The sequence below is a fragment of the Mycobacterium sp. genome (assembly GCF_035623875.1).
Classification (GTDB): domain Bacteria; phylum Actinomycetota; class Actinomycetes; order Mycobacteriales; family Mycobacteriaceae; genus Mycobacterium.
In genome coordinates this window covers 1-18,344 of the sequence record NZ_DASPSP010000059.1, presented here as the reverse complement: position 1 = coordinate 18,344, position 18,344 = coordinate 1, and the positions used below count along the sequence as shown (strand labels likewise).

Here is an 18,344-nt window from a genome sequence, read left to right as displayed (position 1 = left end):
ATCATCGACCGTCGCCGGCCAGGTCCTTCCCGATACACGCAGCTGGAATAGTCCAGGTTACCGCCCCGTGGCGATTGCCAGCTCGGCGGAGCCGGGCGCAGCAGGTGGCCACGTAGCCCGGAGCGATCGCCAGCTCAGTGCAGCCGGGGCGCAGCGGGTCGCCACCCCGTTTAGATCCGCCGCTAAAGCAACGAATGGCAGTTCCCGACAATTTTCATACCGGCGCACCCAACTGTCGAACACCTTTCCGGCGGACCGGGCGTGTGCTTTGGTGAGACGGTGCCCCACAGCGTAGCGATCACCGAACGGACTATCGCGACCAATGGTGTGCAGTTGCACACCATTGAAGCGGGTGAGCCGGGCGCACCGGTGGTGGTGCTGGCCCACGGGTTTCCCGAACTTGCCTATTCGTGGCGCCACCAGATCCCGGTGCTGGCCGCCGCCGGATACCACGTGCTGGCCCCGGACCAGCGCGGCTACGGGGGCTCGAGCCGGCCCAACGACATTGCCGACTACAACATCGCCGACCTGTCCGCCGACGTGATCGGCTTGCTCGACGACGTCGGCGCCGAGCGGGCGGTGCTCATCGGTCACGACTGGGGCGCCCCGGTGGTGTGGAGCTCGGCGCAACTGCATCCCGATCGGGTGGCTGCCGTGGTCGGTTTGAGCGTTCCGCCGGTGCCGCGCGCTCAGGTCCCGCCGACGCAGGCGTTTCGCAGGCTGTTCGGCGACAACTTTTTCTACATGCTCTATTTCCAAGAGCCGGGGATCGCCGACGCCGAACTGGCTGCCGACCCCGGCAAGACCCTGCGGCGCATGATCGCCGGCCTGCGCGCGCCCGATGACCATGCGGCCGCGGCACGCATGGTCGCACCGGGGCCGGAGGGCTTCATCGAGCGGCTACCCGAACCCGACGGCCTGCCGAGCTGGATCAGCGCCGACGAACTCGATCACTACATCGCCGAGTTCAGCCGCACCGGTTTTACCGGCGGGCTGAACTGGTACCGGAACCTGGACCGCAACTGGGAGATCTTGGCCGACCCGCCGGCTGCCACCATCTCGGTGCCCGCGTTGTTCGTTGCCGGCACGGATGATCCTGTGGGCGGCTTCATGCGCCGCGACCGTACGCGTGAGGTGGTGACCGGTCCCTATCGTGAGGTTATGATGGACGGCGCCGGGCACTGGCTACAACAGGAGCGCCCTGATCAGGTCAACGAGGTGGTGCTGGACTTCCTATCGAGTGTGACGCTGTGACGAACCGCCCGTTGAATTTCGGTGTCTTCATCACGCCGTTTCACCCGACCGGGCAATCTCCCACGGCGGCACTCGAATACGACATGGAGCGAGTGGTCGCTCTGGATCGGCTGGGCTTCGACGAAGCGTGGTTCGGTGAACATCACTCCGGCGGCTACGAGTTGATCGCCTGCCCGGAAGTATTCATCGCCGCGGCGGCCGAACGGACCAAGCACATCCGGCTGGGCACCGGTGTTGTGTCGCTGCCCTACCACCATCCGCTGATGGTGGCCGACCGGTGGGTTTTGTTGGATCATCTGACCCGCGGGCGAGTGATGTTCGGTGCCGGTCCGGGCGCCCTGCCGTCGGACGCCTACACGATGGGCATCGATCCGGTCGAGCAGCGCCGGATGATGCACGAATCGCTGGAGGCGATCCTCGCTCTGTTCCGCGCCGCACCTGGTGAGCGGATCAACCGCCACTCGGACTGGTTCACGCTGCGTGATGCCCAGTTGCACATCCGCCCCTACACCTGGCCTTATCCGGAAATCTCCACGGCAGCAATGATTTCTCCGTCCGGTCCGCGGCTCGCCGGCGCGTTGGGCACGTCGCTGTTGTCATTGTCGATGTCGGTGCCGGGCGGCTATGCGGCGCTGGAGAACGCCTGGGAAGTCGTGTGTGAACAAGCCGACAAAGCCGGACACGACGAGCCCGACCGGGCAAACTGGCGGGTGCTCGGCATCCTGCATCTGGCCGACAGCCGAGATCAGGCGATCGACGACTGCACATACGGCCTGCAGGACTTCGCGAAGTACTTCGGCGCAGCGGGATTCGTGCCACTGGCCAACCTGGTCGAGGATGCGCAGTCACCCCGTGAGTTCGTCGAAGACTATGCGGCGAGGGGCAATTGCTGCGTCGGCACACCCGAGGATGCGATCGGCTACATCGAGGATCTACTTGACCGGTCGGGCGGATTCGGCGGCTTCTTGTTGCTCGGGCACGACTGGGCGTCGCCAGCGGCGACTTATCACTCCTATGATCTGTTCGCCCGCAAGGTGATTCCGCATTTCAAAGGGCAATTGGAGGCACCTCGGGCATCACATGAATGGGCCAAGGGCATGCGTGAACAATTGCTTGGCCGCGCCGGCGAGGCGGTGGTGAAGGCGATCACCGAGCACACCGATGAACTCAAGATGGAAAGCGAAAACAGCTGATGCGCGCCGCGGTGCTACGGGAAGGCCGCATGGTCTACCGGGACGATGTGCCCGACCCCGTCGCCGGTCCGGGTCAGGTTGTGGTCGGCGTGAGATCGTGCGGAATCTGCGGCTCCGACCTGCATTTCGCGCGCCACGGCGCGGAGGTGCTGTCGTTGAGCGATCAAATGGCAGACAGTCTTGGCGGCGGCGTGAGCGTCGAGTTGGGCCGCGACGTCTTCATGGGCCACGAGTTCAGCGCGGAGGTGCTCGAGGCCGGCCCGGACACCGAAACGTTTCCGGCGGGGACGCTGGTCACGTCGATTCCGGTGCTGATCTCGGGCAAACACATCGAGCCGATCGTCTACAGCAACAAGACGCCGGGCGGCTATGCCGAGCGGATGCTGCTTTCGGCGCCGCTGCTGCTGCGCATTCCCAACGGCCTGGACCATCGACACGCCGCTTTGACCGAACCGATGGCGGTCGGGCTGCACGCCGTCAACAAGTCGGGTGTTCAGCCCGGCGAGACCGCACTGGTGCTCGGTTGCGGTCCGATCGGCATTGCGGTGATCGCCGCCCTGCGCGCCCGTGGCGTCGAATCCATTGTGGCAGCGGATTTCTCGCTGAAGCGGCGCGAAGTCGCCACCACCATGGGCGCACATCAGACGCTCGACCCGGCGCAGGGCTCACCATTCGACACTGTCACTCCCGCTGTGGTATTCGAGGCGGTCGGGGTGCCCGGCATCATCGACGACGTGATGCGCAGAGCCAGGCACGGCACTCGGCTGGTCGTCGTCGGCGTGTGCATGCAGCCCGACACCGTGCATCCGTTCTTCGCCATCGCCAAGGAGATCAACGTCCAGTTCGTTCTCATGTATGACCCGAACGAATTCGCCGATTCGTTGCGCGCAATCGCCGAAGGTGACATCGACGTCGCACCGGTGATCACCGGCGACGTTGGCCTCGAGGAGGTCGGGGCGGCTTTCGATGATCTCGCCGACCCTGAACGGCACTGCAAGATACTGGTCACTCCCTAGGCGCTGGCCGCTGTAGCGGCGCCTTTATCGGGCGACCAGGTCATTCGTTGTTGTATCTTGAGCCAAGCTGGCTAGCTCACCACGAATCCTCCGGAGGAGGCACGATGCCGACGCCGGCGCTCAGCCTGCCCCGGCAGATGCTGCGGCGGCGCCCGGTGAGCGGCGCCCCAGTCGCCGACGGGGCTTCATATCACCTGCAACGGAGTCTGGGAACCTTCCTGCTCACCATGTTCGGCGTCGGCGAGACGGTCGGTGCGGGCATCTTCATCGTGCTCACTCAGTCGGTGCCGCAAGCCGGCCCGGCGGTGGTCATCTCGTTCATCATCGCCGGCATCGCGGCGGGTTTGGCCGCGGTCTGCTACGCCGAGATGGCTTCGGCGGTACCGGTTTCCGGATCGGCTTACTCGTACTGCTACGCCACGCTGGGCGAGCTGGCTGCGATGGGCGTCGCAGCATGCTTGCTGCTCGAGTACGGCGTGTCCACCGCCGCTGTAGCGGTGGGTTGGAGTCAGTATCTGAACAAGTTGCTGGACAACGTCTTTGGATTTCACCTGTCGCAAGCCATTTCGGCGGGGCCGTGGGATCCCGAGCCGGGTGCCATCAACGTGCCCGCCATCGTCTTGGTGGCGATGTGTGCGGTCCTGTTGATCCGGGGTGCGAGTCAATCCGCGAAGACCAACGCCGTGATGGTGGTGATCAAGCTCGGCGTGCTGGTGATCTTCGCGGCCATCGCGTTCACCGCATTCAAGGCGGACCGCTTCACTGACCTGGCACCGTTCGGCGTCTCAGGCATCAGCTTGGCTGCGGGCACAATCTTCTTCGCCTACATCGGCCTTGACGCGGTATCCACCGCGGGCGACGAAGTCAAAGATCCGCAGCACACGATGCCGCGGGCAATCATCTACGCGTTGCTGATCGTCACGGGTATCCATGTGCTCGTGTCGGTTGCCGCGTTGGGCAGTCAGCCGTGGCAGGAGTTCAAGGGCGAAGAAGCGGTGCTGGCCGTGATCCTGGACCGCATTACCGGAAACACGGCGGGCAGCACCCTGGTATCTGCCGGCGCAGTGATATCCATCTTCTCGGTCACGCTGGTGACGTTGTACGGGCAGACCCGCATCTTGTTCACGATGGGCCGTGACGGTCTGTTGCCGGCGGCGTTCGCGAAGGTCAACCCGCGCACGATGACACCGATCGGAAACACCGTGATCGTTGCGGTCGTGGTGGCCATCCTGGCTGCGCTGGTGCCGCTGGACCGTCTGGCCGAAACGGTCTCCATCGGCACCCTGACCGCATTCATCGTGGTGTCAGCGGGGGTAATGATCCTGCGGGTTCGAGAACCGGACTTGCCCCGGGGTTTCAAGGTGCCGGGCTATCCGGTGACACCGATCCTGTCGATCGCGGCGTGCGCTTACATCCTGTTCAGCCTGCACTGGTACACCTGGATTGCGTTCAGCGCCTGGGTGGCGGTGACGCTGATCTTCTACCTGGCGTGGGGCCGCCGTCACAGCGCACTCAATGGCGGCGGGAATGGCGGCCTCGCAACGGCCCTGCCGATCACCGAAGATGCCAGGTAACCGAGCCGTCTAACTCAACTAGGGTGGCCAATCATGGCGGTCACCACCCGCGCCAGACGGGCGCTGCGTATCGCGCTCGGCCTAGGCCTCACGGTCGGCGTCCTGTCGGCCTGCGATAGCCACTCGGCACGGGTCGGGGACAACCGACGCGAAGTGACTGTGGTCGGTTCCGGCCAGGTCCAAGGGGTCCCCGACACTCTCACCGCCGACGTCGGCATCGAATTCACCGCACCGGACGTCACCACGGCGATGAACCAGACCAACGACCGCCAGCAGGCCGTCATCAATGCCGTGGCGGCGGCCGGCGTCGACCGCAAGGACATCAGCACCACCGAGGTCAGCCTGCAATCCCAGTACGACAGTTCCGGCGGCACCATCACCGGGTATCGCGCCGACAACTCGATAAGGGTCAAGATCCACCCGGCCGATTCGGCGTCGCACGTGCTGGCGGTCATCGTCGGCGCCGGCGGTGACGCGACTCGCATCAGCTCGGTCAGCTACTCCATCGCCGACGACTCGCAGCTGGTCAAGGACGCGCGTGCGCGGGCTTTTCAGGACGCCAAAGACCGGGCCCAGCAGTACGCGCAGCTGTCCGGGCTGAAGCTGGGCAAGATCATTTCGATTTCGGAGGCATCCGGAGCTGCGCCCCCCACGGCGCTTCCGGCCCCACGCAGCGGCATGCCGGCCAGTGTGCCGCTGGAACCCGGCCAGCAGACAGTGAGCTTCTCCGTCACCGCGGTCTGGGAGCTGCGGTAGTGGCTCAGTCCTGGTAGACCCTGGGGTCCAGGGTCCCGATGTAGGGCAGGTCGCGGTAGCGCTCGTCGTAGTCGAGGCCGTAGCCCACCACGAACTCGTTGGGGATGTCAAAACCCACGTAAGCGATGTCGACGTTGGCGCGCAACGCGTCGGGTTTGCGCAGTAGCGTGCACACCCGCAGTGAATGCGGATGCCGGGTGGCCAGGTTGCGCGACAACCAGGACAGCGTCAGCCCGGAGTCGACGACGTCCTCGACGATCAGCACATTCCGGTCGTTGATATCGCGGTCGAGGTCTTTGAGAATGCGCACCACGCCCGACGATGACGTCGACGTTCCATAGGAACTGACGGCCATGAACTCGAACTGAGTCGGCAGCGGGATCGCGCGTGCCAGGTCGGTGACGAACATGACCGCGCCCTTGAGCACGGTGATCAACAGCAGGTCCTGGTCGTCGGCACCGGAGAGTTCGCGGTAGTCTGCGCCGATCTGCGCACCGAGCTCGGCGATGCGGCTCTGGATCTGCTCCTCAGTGAGCAGCACCGATTTGATGTCGCCCGGATACAGCTCCGGCGATTCTGCTGCCACGACCAGATCGTGCCATGCCATCGGGTTAGGAACCAGTGGTGGTCGGGCTGATCGGCTCCCGATGCAACGTCAACAGCCCGCCGCTGCGCCCGGCTACCAACCGCTGCTTGCGCAACGCGGACCCGACCGCCACGCCGCCCTGGCCACGCCAGGCGGTGATCAGCCGGTCGACGCCGCGGATCTGCTTGTCGGTCAGCCCGATCGCGCCGCCGGCAAGCAGCCAGCCCCGAATGACGCCGCGACGTACCGGGGCGGGCAGCGCCGCCAACTCCTGGGTGTCGAGCCCCTCGGCGGTCGCCGAGGTGGTCAGCGCCCGCACGATCAGGGCATCGACCAGCTCGGTGTCTTCGCGCAGCGCAGTGGCGGTGCGGGCCAGCGCCTCGACGACGCCGCCGCCGAGCACCTCCTCCATCAACGGCAGCACTTCATGGCGTAGCCGGGTCCGGGTGAAACGGCGATCGGTGTTGTGCGGGTCCTGCCAGGGGGTCAGCCCCAGCTCCGTGCACGCGGCGTGCGTCACGCTGCGCCGCACGCTCAGCAACGGCCGACACCAGGGCGGGTCGTAAGGGCGCATCCCGGCGATCGATCGGGCGCCAGAACCGCGGCCCAGCCCGAGCAATACGGTCTCGGCCTGATCGTCGAGGGTATGGGCCAGCAGCACCGGGCGATCGCGACGCGCAGCCTCCAGCGCGCGGTAGCGAGCAGCGCGGGCAGCGCCCTCCGGACCGCCGTCTCCGCTGACCTGCACGCAAAGCACTTGGGCGTCAACGCATCCCAATTCCTCGGCTTGGCTTTGCGCGGTGGCGGCGATCGCTGCCGAGCCGGCTTGCAAACCGTGGTCCACGATCAGCGCGGTGGTCGGCAGCAGGGCAGCGGCGACACCGGTGAGCGCCAACGAGTCCGGGCCCCCGGAGAGCGCCACACACCAGCGATCGGCAGTGGCGAGGTATTCCTTGGCGAACGCAGCCACAGCCGCGCGGAGCGCGGCTACAGCACCCGGTCGATCCATCGTTGCGGGTATTCGATCTCAATCGGCCGGGGCAGTGTGTCCGGCCCGGTCCAGACGGCGTTGAACCGCTCCATCCCAACCCTGCCCACGACATGGTCGACGAACGCCTTGCCCCGGGTGTACTGGCTCAGTTTGGCGTCGATGCCCAGCAATGCGCGCAGCAGCCGTTGCAGCGGCGGCTGTCTGCGGTGCCGACGCTCGTCGAAGCGGCGCCGGATGGTCGACACCGACGGAACCACAACGGGCCCAACGGCATCCATCACGTGATCGGCGTGTCCCTCCAACAACGTGCCCAGCACCAACAGCTGATCCAGGGCCTGGCGCTGCGACTCGGACTGCACGGCGCGCAGCAACCCCAGAACGCCCCTGGAGTGCGGGTCGGGGTCGGTTGGCGACTGTTCGCCGCGGCCGCGGACAAAGTCGGCCAGCCGGCTGACCACCTGCGCCACGTCTTCGCTGCCCTCCTGAGTCAACACACCGAGCGCTTGCGACATGTAGCCCGACAGCCACGGATTTGCGGTGAACTGCACCCGATGGGTGACCTCGTGCAGGCACACCCACAACCTGAAGTCGGAAGGCTCCACCCGCAATTGCCGTTCGACCGCAATGACATTGGGATACACCAGCAGCAAGGCACCGCCGTCATTGGAGGCGGCGAACGGGTCGTACTGGCCGAGGATTCCCGACGCGACGAATGCCAGCACGGCACCAGTCTGCGCGCCGGTGACCCGTCCGGAGATAACGCCGCGCGGCTTGTCGGTTCCGCCGGTCATTACCCGCATCGACTCGGCGGCCGCCCGGATCCACCCCTGCCGGTCGACAATGCGGGCCTCGGGAACGACGCCGTTGGTCTGCAGACCGGTGACGTCGCGTACCGGAGGTTCAGCCGCCTTGGCGGCAGTCGCCAGGTTGTCGGCCACTTGGCGACGGGTGTAGTCGGTGGACGGCGGGCCGGGACGAGCCAGCCACTGGCCGACCGTCGCTGCGAATCCCCAGTCGACGGTGCGCCCAACGGTCAACTCCGTTGAAGCGGTCACGTTGCGCACCCACACGACCATAGGGTGGTGGCCACCGCGTCGATCGCCGTGCGGCCGGTCGGGCCGGCGTCATTGGAGATCAGCGCGAAGGTCAGCACCCGTCCACTACGGTCGGTCACCACCCCAGCTAACGCGTTAATGGCGGTCAGCGAGCCGGTTTTGGCCCGCAACCAGCCGGCCGGTCCGGTGTTGGCCACCGTGTATAGGAAGCGGTCGGACAGCGTGCCGCTGCCACCGGCGATCGGCAACAGGTCCAGCAGCGGCCGCAGCGAGGGCTGATCCGGCCCGGCTGCAGCTTGCACCGCGGCGTCGAGGGTCTTGGCGCTGAGCCGGTCGTCGACGGACAATCCGCTGGAGTCGTGCAGCAATGCGCCGCTGGTGTCGATATGCGCGGTGTTCAACCGGTTGGTCACCGCGTCGACGGCGCCGGTGAAACTCAGCGGCCGCTGCATCGACGCGGCCACTTCACGGGCGATGCATTCGGCCATCACGTTGTCGGAGACGCTCATCATTTCGTTCAGTCGCTCGATCAGCGGCGCCGACTGCACAGCGCCCAACTGCCGCGCACCGGCGGGTGCGGGATGGCCGGCGATGGTCACCTGCTGCGGGTCGACGCCGAGCGCGGTGGCCAGCGCGTGTCCCGCGTCCAGGGCCGGGGTCACCGACCGGCGGGACTCGTCGGTCGCCGGCTGGATGCGTCCGGCGTCGAGCATGACTGATTCGATCGGCGCGATATCGCCGCCCTCGATGTCGGCCGGATCCCAGCCCGGCGCCATGGTCGGGCCACTGAACAGCGAGGTGTCCACCTGCACCGCCGTCGGCGTAACGCCGCTGCGGCGCACCTGATCGGCAAGATCGCTGATCCGCGCCGCACCGTGATACCAGGTGTCCTGCCCGGGCGGGGCCGCCGATAGCGTCGGGTCGCCGCCCCCCACCAGCACAATGACTCCAGAGGCCCCGGGCTGTTCGGCGGCGACGACTCGAGTGGTGACCCGGGCCTCGCGGTCCAGCGCCAACAGCGCGGCGGCGGTGGTGAGCGTTTTGTTTGTCGACGCCGGCTGCATCAGCAGGCCATCTTGCCGGCGCCAGAGTTCTTTGGCGGTCATCGCGTCGGTGACCCGGCCGCCCAGCTTGCCCAGGTTGGGATCGGCCACCACCGCCGCCAGCGTTGCGGCCAGCGCGGATTTAGTCGGAACAGGCGCGGTGGCGGCCACCGGGACGATGCTCGGCTTAGCGGTGACAGCGGGCGGTGGGGGTGGGATCTGGGCACCGCTTGCGCCGCGGCCGCTGGCGGTGAACAGCGCGGTTGCCGCGACCACGGCGGCAACGATCGCCAGCACGCCCACTGCCACCATCAGGTGTGTGGACGGCCGCCACTGAGTGGGATGCATGACCCTCCTAACTCCTTTGCGCCTATTGTGCTTCAAGCACCTGCCGATCGACGTCTCGTGGGAGCTTAGTTACGCGCCAGATACCTGGACTACGCTGAACGCTCGACCAATGCCGACGAGCAGCGACCACCCCAGCCGAAGGAGCCGAGACGGTGGAATTCGACGTCATCATCGAGATCCCCAAGGGTCAGCGAAACAAATACGAGGTCGACCACGAGACGGGGAAGGTGCGCCTGGATCGCTACCTGTACACCTCGATGGTCTATCCGACTGAATACGGCTTCATCGACGACACACTTGGCGAGGACGGCGACCCGCTCGACGCCCTGGTGCTGCTACCGGAGCCGCTGTTTCCGGGCGTGACGCTGTCGGCTCGGCCGGTGGCAATGTTCCGGATGACTGACGAGCACGGCGGCGACGACAAGGTGCTGTGCGTGCCGGCCGGTGACCATCGATGGGACCACATCAACGACATCGACGACGTTCCCGCGTACGAGCTCGACGTCATCAAACACTTCTTCTCGCAATACAAGGCGCTGGAGCCGGGCAAGTACGTCAAGACGGCCGATTGGGTGGGTCGCGCCGATGCCGAGGCGGAGGTGCTGCGCTCACAGGAGCGGTTCAAGATCGACGGGCACTGACACCGATCACCGCTCGAAAGATGGGACCCGGCGTTCACGGGTCTTCGCGCACAGCGAAATACACGACATTGATCTACGAGGTTCTTGGGCCGTAGCGCCAAGGCCACAGATGGCATGCTGGCAATGTGGGCCCGCTGTTTCATTTCGCCGCGAATTTCTGGTGGCTGGTGTTCCCCCTGGGCGGCGCGATCGGCGGGAGTGTTCGTGCGATCGCCGCGGCCAACGAACGCCGGGCCGAGCGAAGGCTGGAACGGTACCGGCTGAAGCAGCAGGCCAAGATCGCGATCGCGGAGGCATCCGGGCGGAAGCGAAACAACGAGGAAGGCTACCAGCGCGATATCGCCAAACTGCTCGTCATGCATGGTCGGACCGACGCGCGCTGGCTGGACTATGAGGTCGACATCGCCAAATTGCTCGACTTTCCGTTGATGACCGACATGCGAAATCCGCTGACCGTCGCCTTCCATAACGCCAAACGGCAGGCCGATCTGCTGCGCCCGGACCGGCCCGAGGACCTGCTCAGCGATCGGACCGCGCAACTGGAATACCGCGCCGCCGTGCACGAATACGTCAGCGCCTTCGAGATCGCCGAGGCTGAAGCGATTCGCAGGCGTCGCAGCGACTTCTCCGAAGACGACCAACAACGGCTGGCACGAGCCCAGCACCTGCTGCAGCTTGCCCAGGACGACGCCGCTTCCCCGCAAGAACGGCAGAACGCCTACGCGCGGGCCAGCAGAGAACTCGACGGGCTAATCGTATTGCCGGCCCCGGCACGGGCCAGCATCGAACGACGCATCGCCGGTCAGATCGAGGCCTAATTGCTGTCGCCGGCCCGGGTGGCATAGACGCTGGCGGCTGCGGCGACAATCAAGGTCACCGCGATCACCGCCAGCGTGAGCAGCGTCGGGACTTGAGGAACGTTGACGTGCTTGCCCCCGTTGATGAACGGCAGATCGTTTTCCCGCAACGCCTGCAGTATCAGCTTGATCCCGATGAACAACAAGATGACGCTAAGTCCTTTGGAGAGGTAAACCAGTCGCTGCAACAGATTTGCGAGCATGAAGTACAGCTGCCGTAGGCCCATCAAGGCGCATACGTTGGCGGCGAACACCAGGTAGGCCTCGCGGGTAAGTCCGAAAATTGCCGGGATGGAATCGAGAGCGAAGATCAGGTCGGCGACGGCGAGCGCGACGATGACGAGAAACATCGGGGTCATCGACCGCTGCGACCCTTCCTTGACATAGAGCTTGAGACCGTGCCAGCCATCGGTGGCATTCAAGTGGTTGCGAGCGAACCGGACGGCCGCATTCTCCACGTTCGCGTCGTGCTCGACGCCGCGTGCCAGTCTGACCGCGGTGGAGACCAGAAATCCGCCGAAAAGGTAGAAAACCCAAGAGAACCGCTGGATGGCCGCCGCACCAAGCGCGATGAAGATGCCGCGGAAAATCAGCGCAATCACGATACCGACGAACAACACTTGCCGCTGATAGACCTTGGGCACGTTGAAGCTCGTCATGATGATGACGAAAATGAACAAGTTGTCGATCGACAGGCTGTACTCGGTGATCCATCCCGCGAAGAATTCCAAGGCGTACTGCTGCCCATGGAAGTACCACGTCCAGATTCCGAACAGCACCGCGAGTCCGATATAGGCCGACAACGCGATCGCACAACGGCGCATCGTCGGTTCCCCGGATCGGCGCGCCATAACCGCGACGTCGAACAGCAGCACTGCAGTCGTCGCGCCCAAAGTGACGACCCATTCGAGCAGGGACACGGACAACAGGGGCCTCCGGTCGCTGAAGTGCTGCAACGCCCAGAGGTCTCTTCCACCGTCGCGACGACAATCGCAAAGGCCCGCGGCCCCGGTCGCCCGGTTGCGGGTGACGTGATGACGACACCGCGGCGGAGGAATACTCCCCTCTGCAGTCAGTCTGTCAGGTCGCATTCGCCGGAGCCTGCAGCAGGACCACAATGGCCCTGAGTATTTTCGAACCGTGCCGATGCCGGAGCTCAACTGACGTGGCGTCGCCGTGACCGAGCTCGGCGGGACCCCTGACATCGGAGCCTCCGCCAGCCCGATCGCGCGCGGCAGCGTGGCCCGGGTGGGTACCGCGACCGTGCTGACCGCCGTGTGCGGCTACGCGGTGGTCTACCTGGCAGCCCGTGATCTGGCTCCGGCCGGCTTTTCGATCTTCGCGGTTTTTTGGGGAGCGTTCGGCCTGGTGACCGGGTCCGCCAATGGTCTGCTGCAGGAGACCACGCGGGAAGTCCGCGCCGCGGGCTATGAAAGCCGAGCGGAAGTCGCGCCGGGCCGCCACACCCATCCACTGCGGGTGGCCGGCATGGTCGGGATCGGCGCGGCCCTGGTGATCGCCGGTAGCTCGCCGTTGTGGAGCAGTCGGGTGTTCGCCGACGCTCACTGGCTTTCGGTGGGCCTGCTCAGTGTCGGGCTGGCCGGGTTCTGTCTGCACGCCACCTTGCTGGGCATGCTGGCCGGGACCAACCAATGGACTCAGTATGGGGCGCTGATGGTCACCGACGCCGTGATCCGAGTGGCGGTCGCGGTGGCTGCCTTCGTGATCGGCTGGGGCCTGGTGGGGTTCCTGTGGGCCACCGTCGCGGGCGCGGTGGCGTGGCTGATCATGATCGTCGCCTCGCCGACGACCCGGGCCGCGGCCCGGCTGCTGACCTCGGGCGGCGCCACGACATTCCTGCGCGGAGCGGCCCATTCGATCACCGCAGCCGGTGCCAGCGCAATTTTGGTGATGGGCTTTCCGGTGCTGCTGAAGGCGACCTCCGACCCGCTCGGCGCCGAAGGCGGGGTGGTCATCCTGGCGGTTACCTTGACCCGCGCGCCGCTACTGGTACCGCTGACCGCGATGCAGGGCAATCTGGTCGCGCACTTCGTCGACGAGCGGACTGAGCGGCTGCGGGCGCTCATCGCGCCGGCAGCGCTGGTCGGCGGAATCGGCGCGCTCGGCGTGCTGGCCGCGTTCCTGGTCGGCCCGTGGCTGCTGCGGGTCGGCTTCGGGCCCGAGTACCACGCGGCCGGCGCGCTGCTGGCCTGGTTGACCGCTGCCGCGGTGGCGATCGCCGTGCTGACCCTGACCGGTGCGGCCACCGTTGCGGCTGCGTTGCATCGCGCCTACGCGCTGGGCTGGGTGGGGGCAACGGTGGCGTCGACGCTGTTGCTGTTGTTGCCGCTGCCGCTGGAGACCCGCACCGTGGTCGCGTTGTTGTGCGGTCCGCTGGTGGGTATCGGGGTGCATCTCGCCGCACTGTCGCGCACGGGCGGCTGATCGGCGCTGGTCAGCCCAGTGGGCGAACTGACGTGTAGCTTGTGGGCTTGAAATGCAGGAAATGCTCAGCGAAACGCGCAACATCTGGATCGTCGTCCCGGCTTTCAACGAAGCCGGCGTGATCGGCGACGTCATCACCGATCTGCGCTCGGTCTTCACGAACGTCGTGTGTGTGGACGACGGCAGCGCCGACGACACCGGCGACATCGCGCTGCGGGCCGGGGCGCATCTGGTGCGCCACCCGGTGAACCTGGGCCAGGGTGCGGCCATCCAGACCGGAGTCGAGTACGCCCGCCGCCAGCCCGGCGCGCAGGTCTTCGCCACCTTCGACGGCGACGGTCAGCACCGCGTCAAGGACATCATCACAATGATCAACCGGCTCGGCGCCGGCGACGTCGACGTCGTGATCGGAACGCGATTCGGCGTGGGCGTCACCAGGCCTCCGCTGCTGAAACGCGTTGTGCTGCAGATCGCCGCGCGGCTGAGCCCGCGCGGTCGCAGGCTGGGATTGACCGACACCCACAACGGTTTGCGGGTGTTCAACAGGACCGTCGCCGACGGATTGGACATCACCCTGAGCGGGATGAGCCACGCAGGAGAATTCATCATGCTGATCTCCGAAAACGGTTGGCGTGTCGCCGAAGAACCCGTCGAGGTGCTCTACACCGAATACTCGAAGTCCAAGGGCCAGCCGTTGCTCAACGGCGTCAACATCATTTTCGAGGGGTTCCTGCGAGGAAGGACACCGCGATGAACTGGATCCAGGGTCTGCTGATCACCTCGATCATCGCGTTGCTGGTTTACCTGCTGCGGTCTCGTCGCAGCGCTCAGTCGAAGGCCTGGGTCAAAGTCGGCTATCTGGTTTTTGTGCTGGCCGGTATCTATGCCGTGCTCCGGCCGGACGACACCACGGTGGTGGCGCACTGGCTCGGTGTTGATCGCGGCACCGACCTGATGCTCTACGCGCTGATCATCGCGTTCAGCTTCACCACGTTGAGCACCTATTTGCGGTTCAAAGACTTGGAGTTGCGATACGCGCGACTGGCCCGCGCGGTCGCGCTGGAAGGCGCGCAAGCGCCCGATGGGGGCTAAGCCGGAGAACTACCGGCGCCGATTCCCCAGTCCAAAACCCGTGAGGTGAGCAGGACAAGTGCCAGCGACACTGCCGCGACGACGACGAGGCCGATCCAGATGCTGACCGCCGCCCGCTGCCCGGGACAACGGATTGACTCCGGCTGATTGATACCCGAACCGCGCTAGTTGGCGTGGGTGCGCCGGAAGTACTCCACCGTGCGATGGATACCGTCATGCAGCTCCACTTGCGGGCGCCAGTCCAAAACCCTTTCGGCTAAACCGATGTCGAGGCAAGACCGTTCCAGGTCGCCCAGCCGCGGTGGGTAGAACTCCGGGTCATCGGGCGCACCGATGGCAGCCGCCACCGCTGAATGCAGTTGGCGGTCCGAGGTTTCCACACCGGTGCCGATGTTGAACCGCTGCCCGCCACCGGCCGGGCCGGACGCCCTGACGAACGCATCCACCACGTCGTCGACGAACACGTAGTCGCGAGTGTGCGAGCCGTCGCCGAACACCTTGGTTGGCTTACCGGACAGCAGCGCCTGGGTGAAGATCGCCACCACCCCGGCCTCGCCGTGCGGGTCCTGACGCGGGCCGTAGACATTGGCCGGCGCGATGTGGGAGCAGTCCAGGCCGTACAGATGGCGGAACGTGTTGAGGTAGATCTCCCCCGCGACCTTGCCCGCCGCGTACGGCGATGCCGGGTCGGTGGGCACGTCCTCACGGGTTGGATACGACGGCGGGGTGCCGTAGATCGAGCCGCCCGACGAGGTGTGCACGACCTTACGCACACCGGCGCGCCGGGCAGCGTCAGCGAGCCGCACGGTGCCGATGACATTGACCGACGCGTCGAATTGCGGGTCGGCCACCGAGTGCCGCACGTCGATCTGCGCGGCCAGGTGGAACACCACCTCCGGGCGCAGCTCGTCCAGGATGGCCTGCAGATCGGCGGTAACAATGTCGGCATCGACGAAGACGAACTCGGGGGTGTCGACCAAGTGCTCGATGTTGGTGGCCCGCCCGGATGCGAAGTTATCCAGGCCCGCGACGCTGTGCCCGTCGCTCAGCAACCGGTCGACTAGCGTCGACCCGATGAACCCGGCTGCCCCGGTGACCAGTGCGCGCACCGGCCCACCATACCGACGGGCTGGCGGGATACCGAAGGTAGCTGTGGCCGCCGCCGCGCTGATCGCGGTGCAGCTGGTGATTCGCGCGGTGCTGGCGTTTCGGGGCTACTTCTACTGGGATGACCTGATCCTGATCGGCCGGGCCGGCACGCATGGCCTGCTGTCGCCGTCGTACCTGTTCGACGACCATGACGGCCACGTAATGCCGGCCGCCTTCCTGGTCGCGGGCGTAATTACCCGGCTGGCGCCGTTGAATTGGACCGGACCGGCGATCAGCCTGGTGGTGCTGCAATTGCTGGCCTCGCTGGCGCTGTTGCGGGCGCTGCACGTGATCCTGGGTTGGCGGCCGGTGCTGCTGATTCCGTTGACCTTCGCGCTGTTCACCCCGTTGGGTGTTCCGGGGTTCGCGTGGTGGGCCGCAGCACTGAATTCGCTGCCGATGCTGGCGGCGCTGGCCTGGGTCTGCGCCGACGCGATCATGCTGGTCCGAACCCGCGACCAGCGTTACGCGGTGAGCGGCGTGCTGGTCTATCTCGGTGGGCTGTTGTTCTTTGAAAAGGCTGCGGTGATTCCCTTCGTCGCGTTCTTGATCGCCGCGCTGCTGTGCCACGTGCACGGTGATCGCGCGGCGCTGATGGCGGTGTGGCGGGCCGGGGTTCGATTATGGATGGCGGCGCTGGCACTGACCGCCGTCTGGATCGCGGTTTACCTGGTCGTGGTCGACCAGCAGCGGTGGAGTTCGGATCTGCCGATGACGTGGGATCTGCTGCGTCGCTCGGTCACGCACGGGATCGTTCCCGGTTTGGCCGGGGGGCCGTGGGCTTGGGCCCGCTGGGCACCGGCCTCGCCGTGGGCCACCCCGCCACTGGTGGCCAGAGCGCTGGGCTGGCTGGTGCTGGCCGCGGCGCTGGGGGTCTCACTGGTCCGCAAGCAGCGCATTGTGCCGGTGTGGCTGACCGCGGCCGGCTACGTCGTCGCCTGCCAAGTGCCGGTCTATCTGATGCGCTCATCGCGATTCACCGCCCTCGAACTGGCCCAGACGTTGCGCTATTTCCCCGATCTCGTCGTGGTGCTGGCGCTGTTGGCCGCAGTCGGGTTCTGCGCAACGAACCGTCGGTCGTCACACTGGCTGGATGCGTCGGCGGGCCGCGCTGTGGTGACTACGGCTTTGGCGGCGGCGTTCACGGCCAGCAGTTGGTATTCGACGGCGACGTTTCTGACCTCCTGGCGGGACAACCCCGCCGAGCCTTATCTGCAGAATGCCCGCCGCGGTTTGGCCGGCGCGCACGCCTCGAATGTGCCGCTGCTGGATCAGGAAGTCGATCCGCTGGTGTTGGGTCGAGTGGCCTGGCCGGAGAACCTGGCCAGCCACATCTTCGCGCTGTTGCGGGACCGTCCGGAATTCGCCTCGGCGACAACACAATTACGGGTGCTCGACAGCTCGGGCCGACTGGCCGACGCGCAGGTGACCTGGGTCCGCGCGATCCTGCCGGGGCCGGTGCCGCAGTGCGGCTACTTCGTGCAACCGGACCGACCGGTGCGGCTTGGCCTCGACGGCCCACTCCTGCCGACGGATTGGACTGCCGAGATCAACTACCTGGCCAACAGCGACGGCGCGATGACGCTGTCGCTGTCCGAGGGGCCGCAGACAAAGGTTCCGGTGCATCCCGGGCTCAACCGGGTCTACGTCCGGCTGCCCGGGGCGGGCAATGCCATCACCGTGCGAGCCGACACGGCCGCGCTTGCGGTCTGCGTAGCAGCGGGGCCGGTGGGCTATGCGGTGCCGCGGTAGAAGCTCATGCATAAATATTTGGGGCCGACATCGGCGCCCAAATGATCTGGCGCAGCAAAGATTATCGACCAATCCGCCCAGGTCGATCGTTGGGCACTCTTGGACCGCGGTGGTAGCGTTTCGGCTGTTCGAGAAAACGAACAGGGAGAACTGCAATGGCAGCCAAGTTCGAGATCAGCAAGGACAAATCCGGCAAGTTTCGGTTCCATCTCAAGGCGGCCAACGGCGAGATCATCGCCGCCAGCCAAGGCTATGAGACCAAGGCGAGTGCCGAGAAAGGCATTGCTTCGGTCAAGACGAGCGCACCCGACGCGCAGGTCGTAGACCTGACCGAACGGGAACCCGCACACAACTAGCGCCTATCGCCGTTCATCGTCGTACGCCACGGAAGATGCTGTGCGTGCGCAAGGAACGGCGCGCCAGGCCTACTAGATGTATATCCGCTGCTAGATGGAGCCGCCTGGGGGAATCGAACCCCCGACCTATTCATTACGAGTGAATCGCTCTGGCCGACTGAGCTAAGGCGGCGGCGCCCGGTGCGGCCGGGCGGCATGAGTCTACGGCAGGGCACGCGAGTGGCCCAACCTCGCCC

Annotated in this window: 18 protein-coding genes and 1 tRNA gene; 12 read left to right on the top strand and 7 right to left on the bottom strand. The window is 66.0% G+C overall.

Annotation, left to right across the window (positions count from 1 at the left end):
• Nucleotides 1-279: 279 nt before the first annotated feature.
• The 5 genes from VEI45_RS05055 (at nt 280) to VEI45_RS05035 (ending at nt 5,793) form a co-directional block, all read left to right on the top strand.
• Entirely contained in the window at nt 280-1,254 is a 975-nt protein-coding gene (locus VEI45_RS05055; protein WP_324850737.1) for an alpha/beta hydrolase, read from the top strand.
• The gene (locus VEI45_RS05050) at nt 1,251-2,447 is read left to right on the top strand and encodes an LLM class flavin-dependent oxidoreductase (RefSeq protein ID WP_324850735.1); all 1,197 of its coding nucleotides are present in this window, start codon (nt 1,251-1,253) and stop codon (nt 2,445-2,447) included. The genes VEI45_RS05055 and VEI45_RS05050 overlap by 4 nt, the downstream gene beginning before the upstream one ends.
• Nucleotides 2,447-3,463 carry a zinc-binding dehydrogenase gene (locus tag VEI45_RS05045; RefSeq protein ID WP_324850733.1) on the top strand — a complete coding sequence of 339 codons (1,017 nt, stop codon included), beginning with the start codon at nt 2,447-2,449 and terminating at the stop codon, nt 3,461-3,463. Before VEI45_RS05050 ends, VEI45_RS05045 begins: the two co-directional genes overlap by 1 nt.
• Before the next feature lie 104 nt (nt 3,464-3,567).
• Nucleotides 3,568-5,037, top strand: a complete 1,470-nt coding sequence (locus tag VEI45_RS05040) for an APC family permease (RefSeq protein ID WP_324850731.1) — start codon at nt 3,568-3,570, stop codon at nt 5,035-5,037.
• Between the two features lie 33 nt (nt 5,038-5,070).
• Nucleotides 5,071-5,793, top strand: coding sequence for an SIMPL domain-containing protein (locus VEI45_RS05035; protein WP_324850729.1), 723 nt, complete (start codon nt 5,071-5,073; stop codon nt 5,791-5,793).
• A 4-nt stretch (nt 5,794-5,797) separates the two neighbouring features.
• On the opposite strand, the gene hpt is transcribed toward VEI45_RS05035, so the two are convergent.
• The 4 genes from hpt to dacB are packed head-to-tail and all read right to left on the bottom strand — an operon-like array spanning nt 5,798 to nt 9,816.
• The gene (gene hpt, locus VEI45_RS05030) at nt 5,798-6,400 is read right to left on the bottom strand and encodes a hypoxanthine phosphoribosyltransferase (RefSeq protein ID WP_324850727.1); all 603 of its coding nucleotides are present in this window, start codon (nt 6,398-6,400) and stop codon (nt 5,798-5,800) included.
• 4 nt (nt 6,401-6,404) lie between these two features.
• Entirely contained in the window at nt 6,405-7,388 is a 984-nt protein-coding gene (gene tilS, locus VEI45_RS05025; protein ID WP_324850725.1) for a tRNA lysidine(34) synthetase TilS, read from the bottom strand.
• Entirely contained in the window at nt 7,367-8,425 is a 1,059-nt protein-coding gene (locus VEI45_RS05020) for a zinc-dependent metalloprotease (RefSeq protein WP_324850723.1), read from the bottom strand. The genes tilS and VEI45_RS05020 overlap by 22 nt, the downstream gene beginning before the upstream one ends.
• Nucleotides 8,422-9,816 (bottom strand): D-alanyl-D-alanine carboxypeptidase/D-alanyl-D-alanine endopeptidase, encoded by a 1,395-nt coding sequence (gene dacB, locus VEI45_RS05015; protein WP_324850722.1) that lies wholly within the window; start codon nt 9,814-9,816, stop codon nt 8,422-8,424. Before dacB ends, VEI45_RS05020 begins: the two co-directional genes overlap by 4 nt.
• 152 nt (nt 9,817-9,968) lie before the next feature.
• Here dacB and VEI45_RS05010 point away from each other — a divergent pair, with 152 nt between their 5' ends.
• Nucleotides 9,969-10,457: an inorganic diphosphatase gene (locus VEI45_RS05010; protein WP_324850719.1), complete on the top strand. Its 489-nt coding sequence runs from the start codon at nt 9,969-9,971 to the stop codon at nt 10,455-10,457.
• A 125-nt stretch (nt 10,458-10,582) separates the two neighbouring features.
• On the top strand, nt 10,583-11,275 hold the full coding sequence (locus VEI45_RS05005) for a hypothetical protein (RefSeq protein ID WP_324850717.1): 693 nt from the start codon (nt 10,583-10,585) through the stop codon (nt 11,273-11,275).
• Here VEI45_RS05005 and VEI45_RS05000 read toward each other — a convergent pair.
• A complete protein-coding gene (locus VEI45_RS05000) occupies nt 11,272-12,240 on the bottom strand; it encodes a TerC/Alx family metal homeostasis membrane protein (RefSeq protein WP_324850715.1) in 969 nt (322 codons plus the stop codon). The genes VEI45_RS05005 and VEI45_RS05000 overlap by 4 nt on opposite strands.
• A 250-nt stretch (nt 12,241-12,490) precedes the next feature.
• Between VEI45_RS05000 and VEI45_RS04995 the strand changes: the two genes are divergently transcribed.
• From VEI45_RS04995 to VEI45_RS04985, 3 genes are all read left to right on the top strand, one after another.
• The gene (locus tag VEI45_RS04995) at nt 12,491-13,759 is read left to right on the top strand and encodes a hypothetical protein (RefSeq protein ID WP_324850713.1); all 1,269 of its coding nucleotides are present in this window, start codon (nt 12,491-12,493) and stop codon (nt 13,757-13,759) included.
• Between the two features lie 61 nt (nt 13,760-13,820).
• A complete protein-coding gene (locus VEI45_RS04990; protein ID WP_414687399.1) occupies nt 13,821-14,513 on the top strand; it encodes a glycosyltransferase family 2 protein in 693 nt (230 codons plus the stop codon).
• The gene (locus VEI45_RS04985; protein ID WP_324850709.1) at nt 14,510-14,851 is read left to right on the top strand and encodes a DUF2304 domain-containing protein; all 342 of its coding nucleotides are present in this window, start codon (nt 14,510-14,512) and stop codon (nt 14,849-14,851) included. The genes VEI45_RS04990 and VEI45_RS04985 overlap by 4 nt, the downstream gene beginning before the upstream one ends.
• A 164-nt stretch (nt 14,852-15,015) precedes the next feature.
• On the opposite strand, the gene VEI45_RS04980 is transcribed toward VEI45_RS04985, so the two are convergent.
• A complete protein-coding gene (locus VEI45_RS04980; RefSeq protein WP_324850707.1) occupies nt 15,016-15,960 on the bottom strand; it encodes an NAD-dependent epimerase/dehydratase family protein in 945 nt (314 codons plus the stop codon).
• Between VEI45_RS04980 and VEI45_RS04975 the strand changes: the two genes are divergently transcribed.
• Together VEI45_RS04975 and VEI45_RS04970 are read left to right on the top strand one after the other, a co-directional pair.
• Nucleotides 15,926-17,752 (top strand): hypothetical protein, encoded by a 1,827-nt coding sequence (locus tag VEI45_RS04975; RefSeq protein WP_324850701.1) that lies wholly within the window; start codon nt 15,926-15,928, stop codon nt 17,750-17,752. The two genes, VEI45_RS04980 and VEI45_RS04975, sit on opposite strands and share 35 nt — an antisense overlap.
• 155 nt (nt 17,753-17,907) lie before the next feature.
• On the top strand, nt 17,908-18,108 hold the full coding sequence (locus VEI45_RS04970) for a YegP family protein (RefSeq protein ID WP_324850700.1): 201 nt from the start codon (nt 17,908-17,910) through the stop codon (nt 18,106-18,108).
• A 95-nt stretch (nt 18,109-18,203) separates the two neighbouring features.
• Here the strand turns inward: VEI45_RS04970 and VEI45_RS04965 are convergent.
• Nucleotides 18,204-18,280, bottom strand: a tRNA-Thr gene (locus tag VEI45_RS04965).
• Between the last annotated feature and the right edge of the window lie 64 nt (nt 18,281-18,344).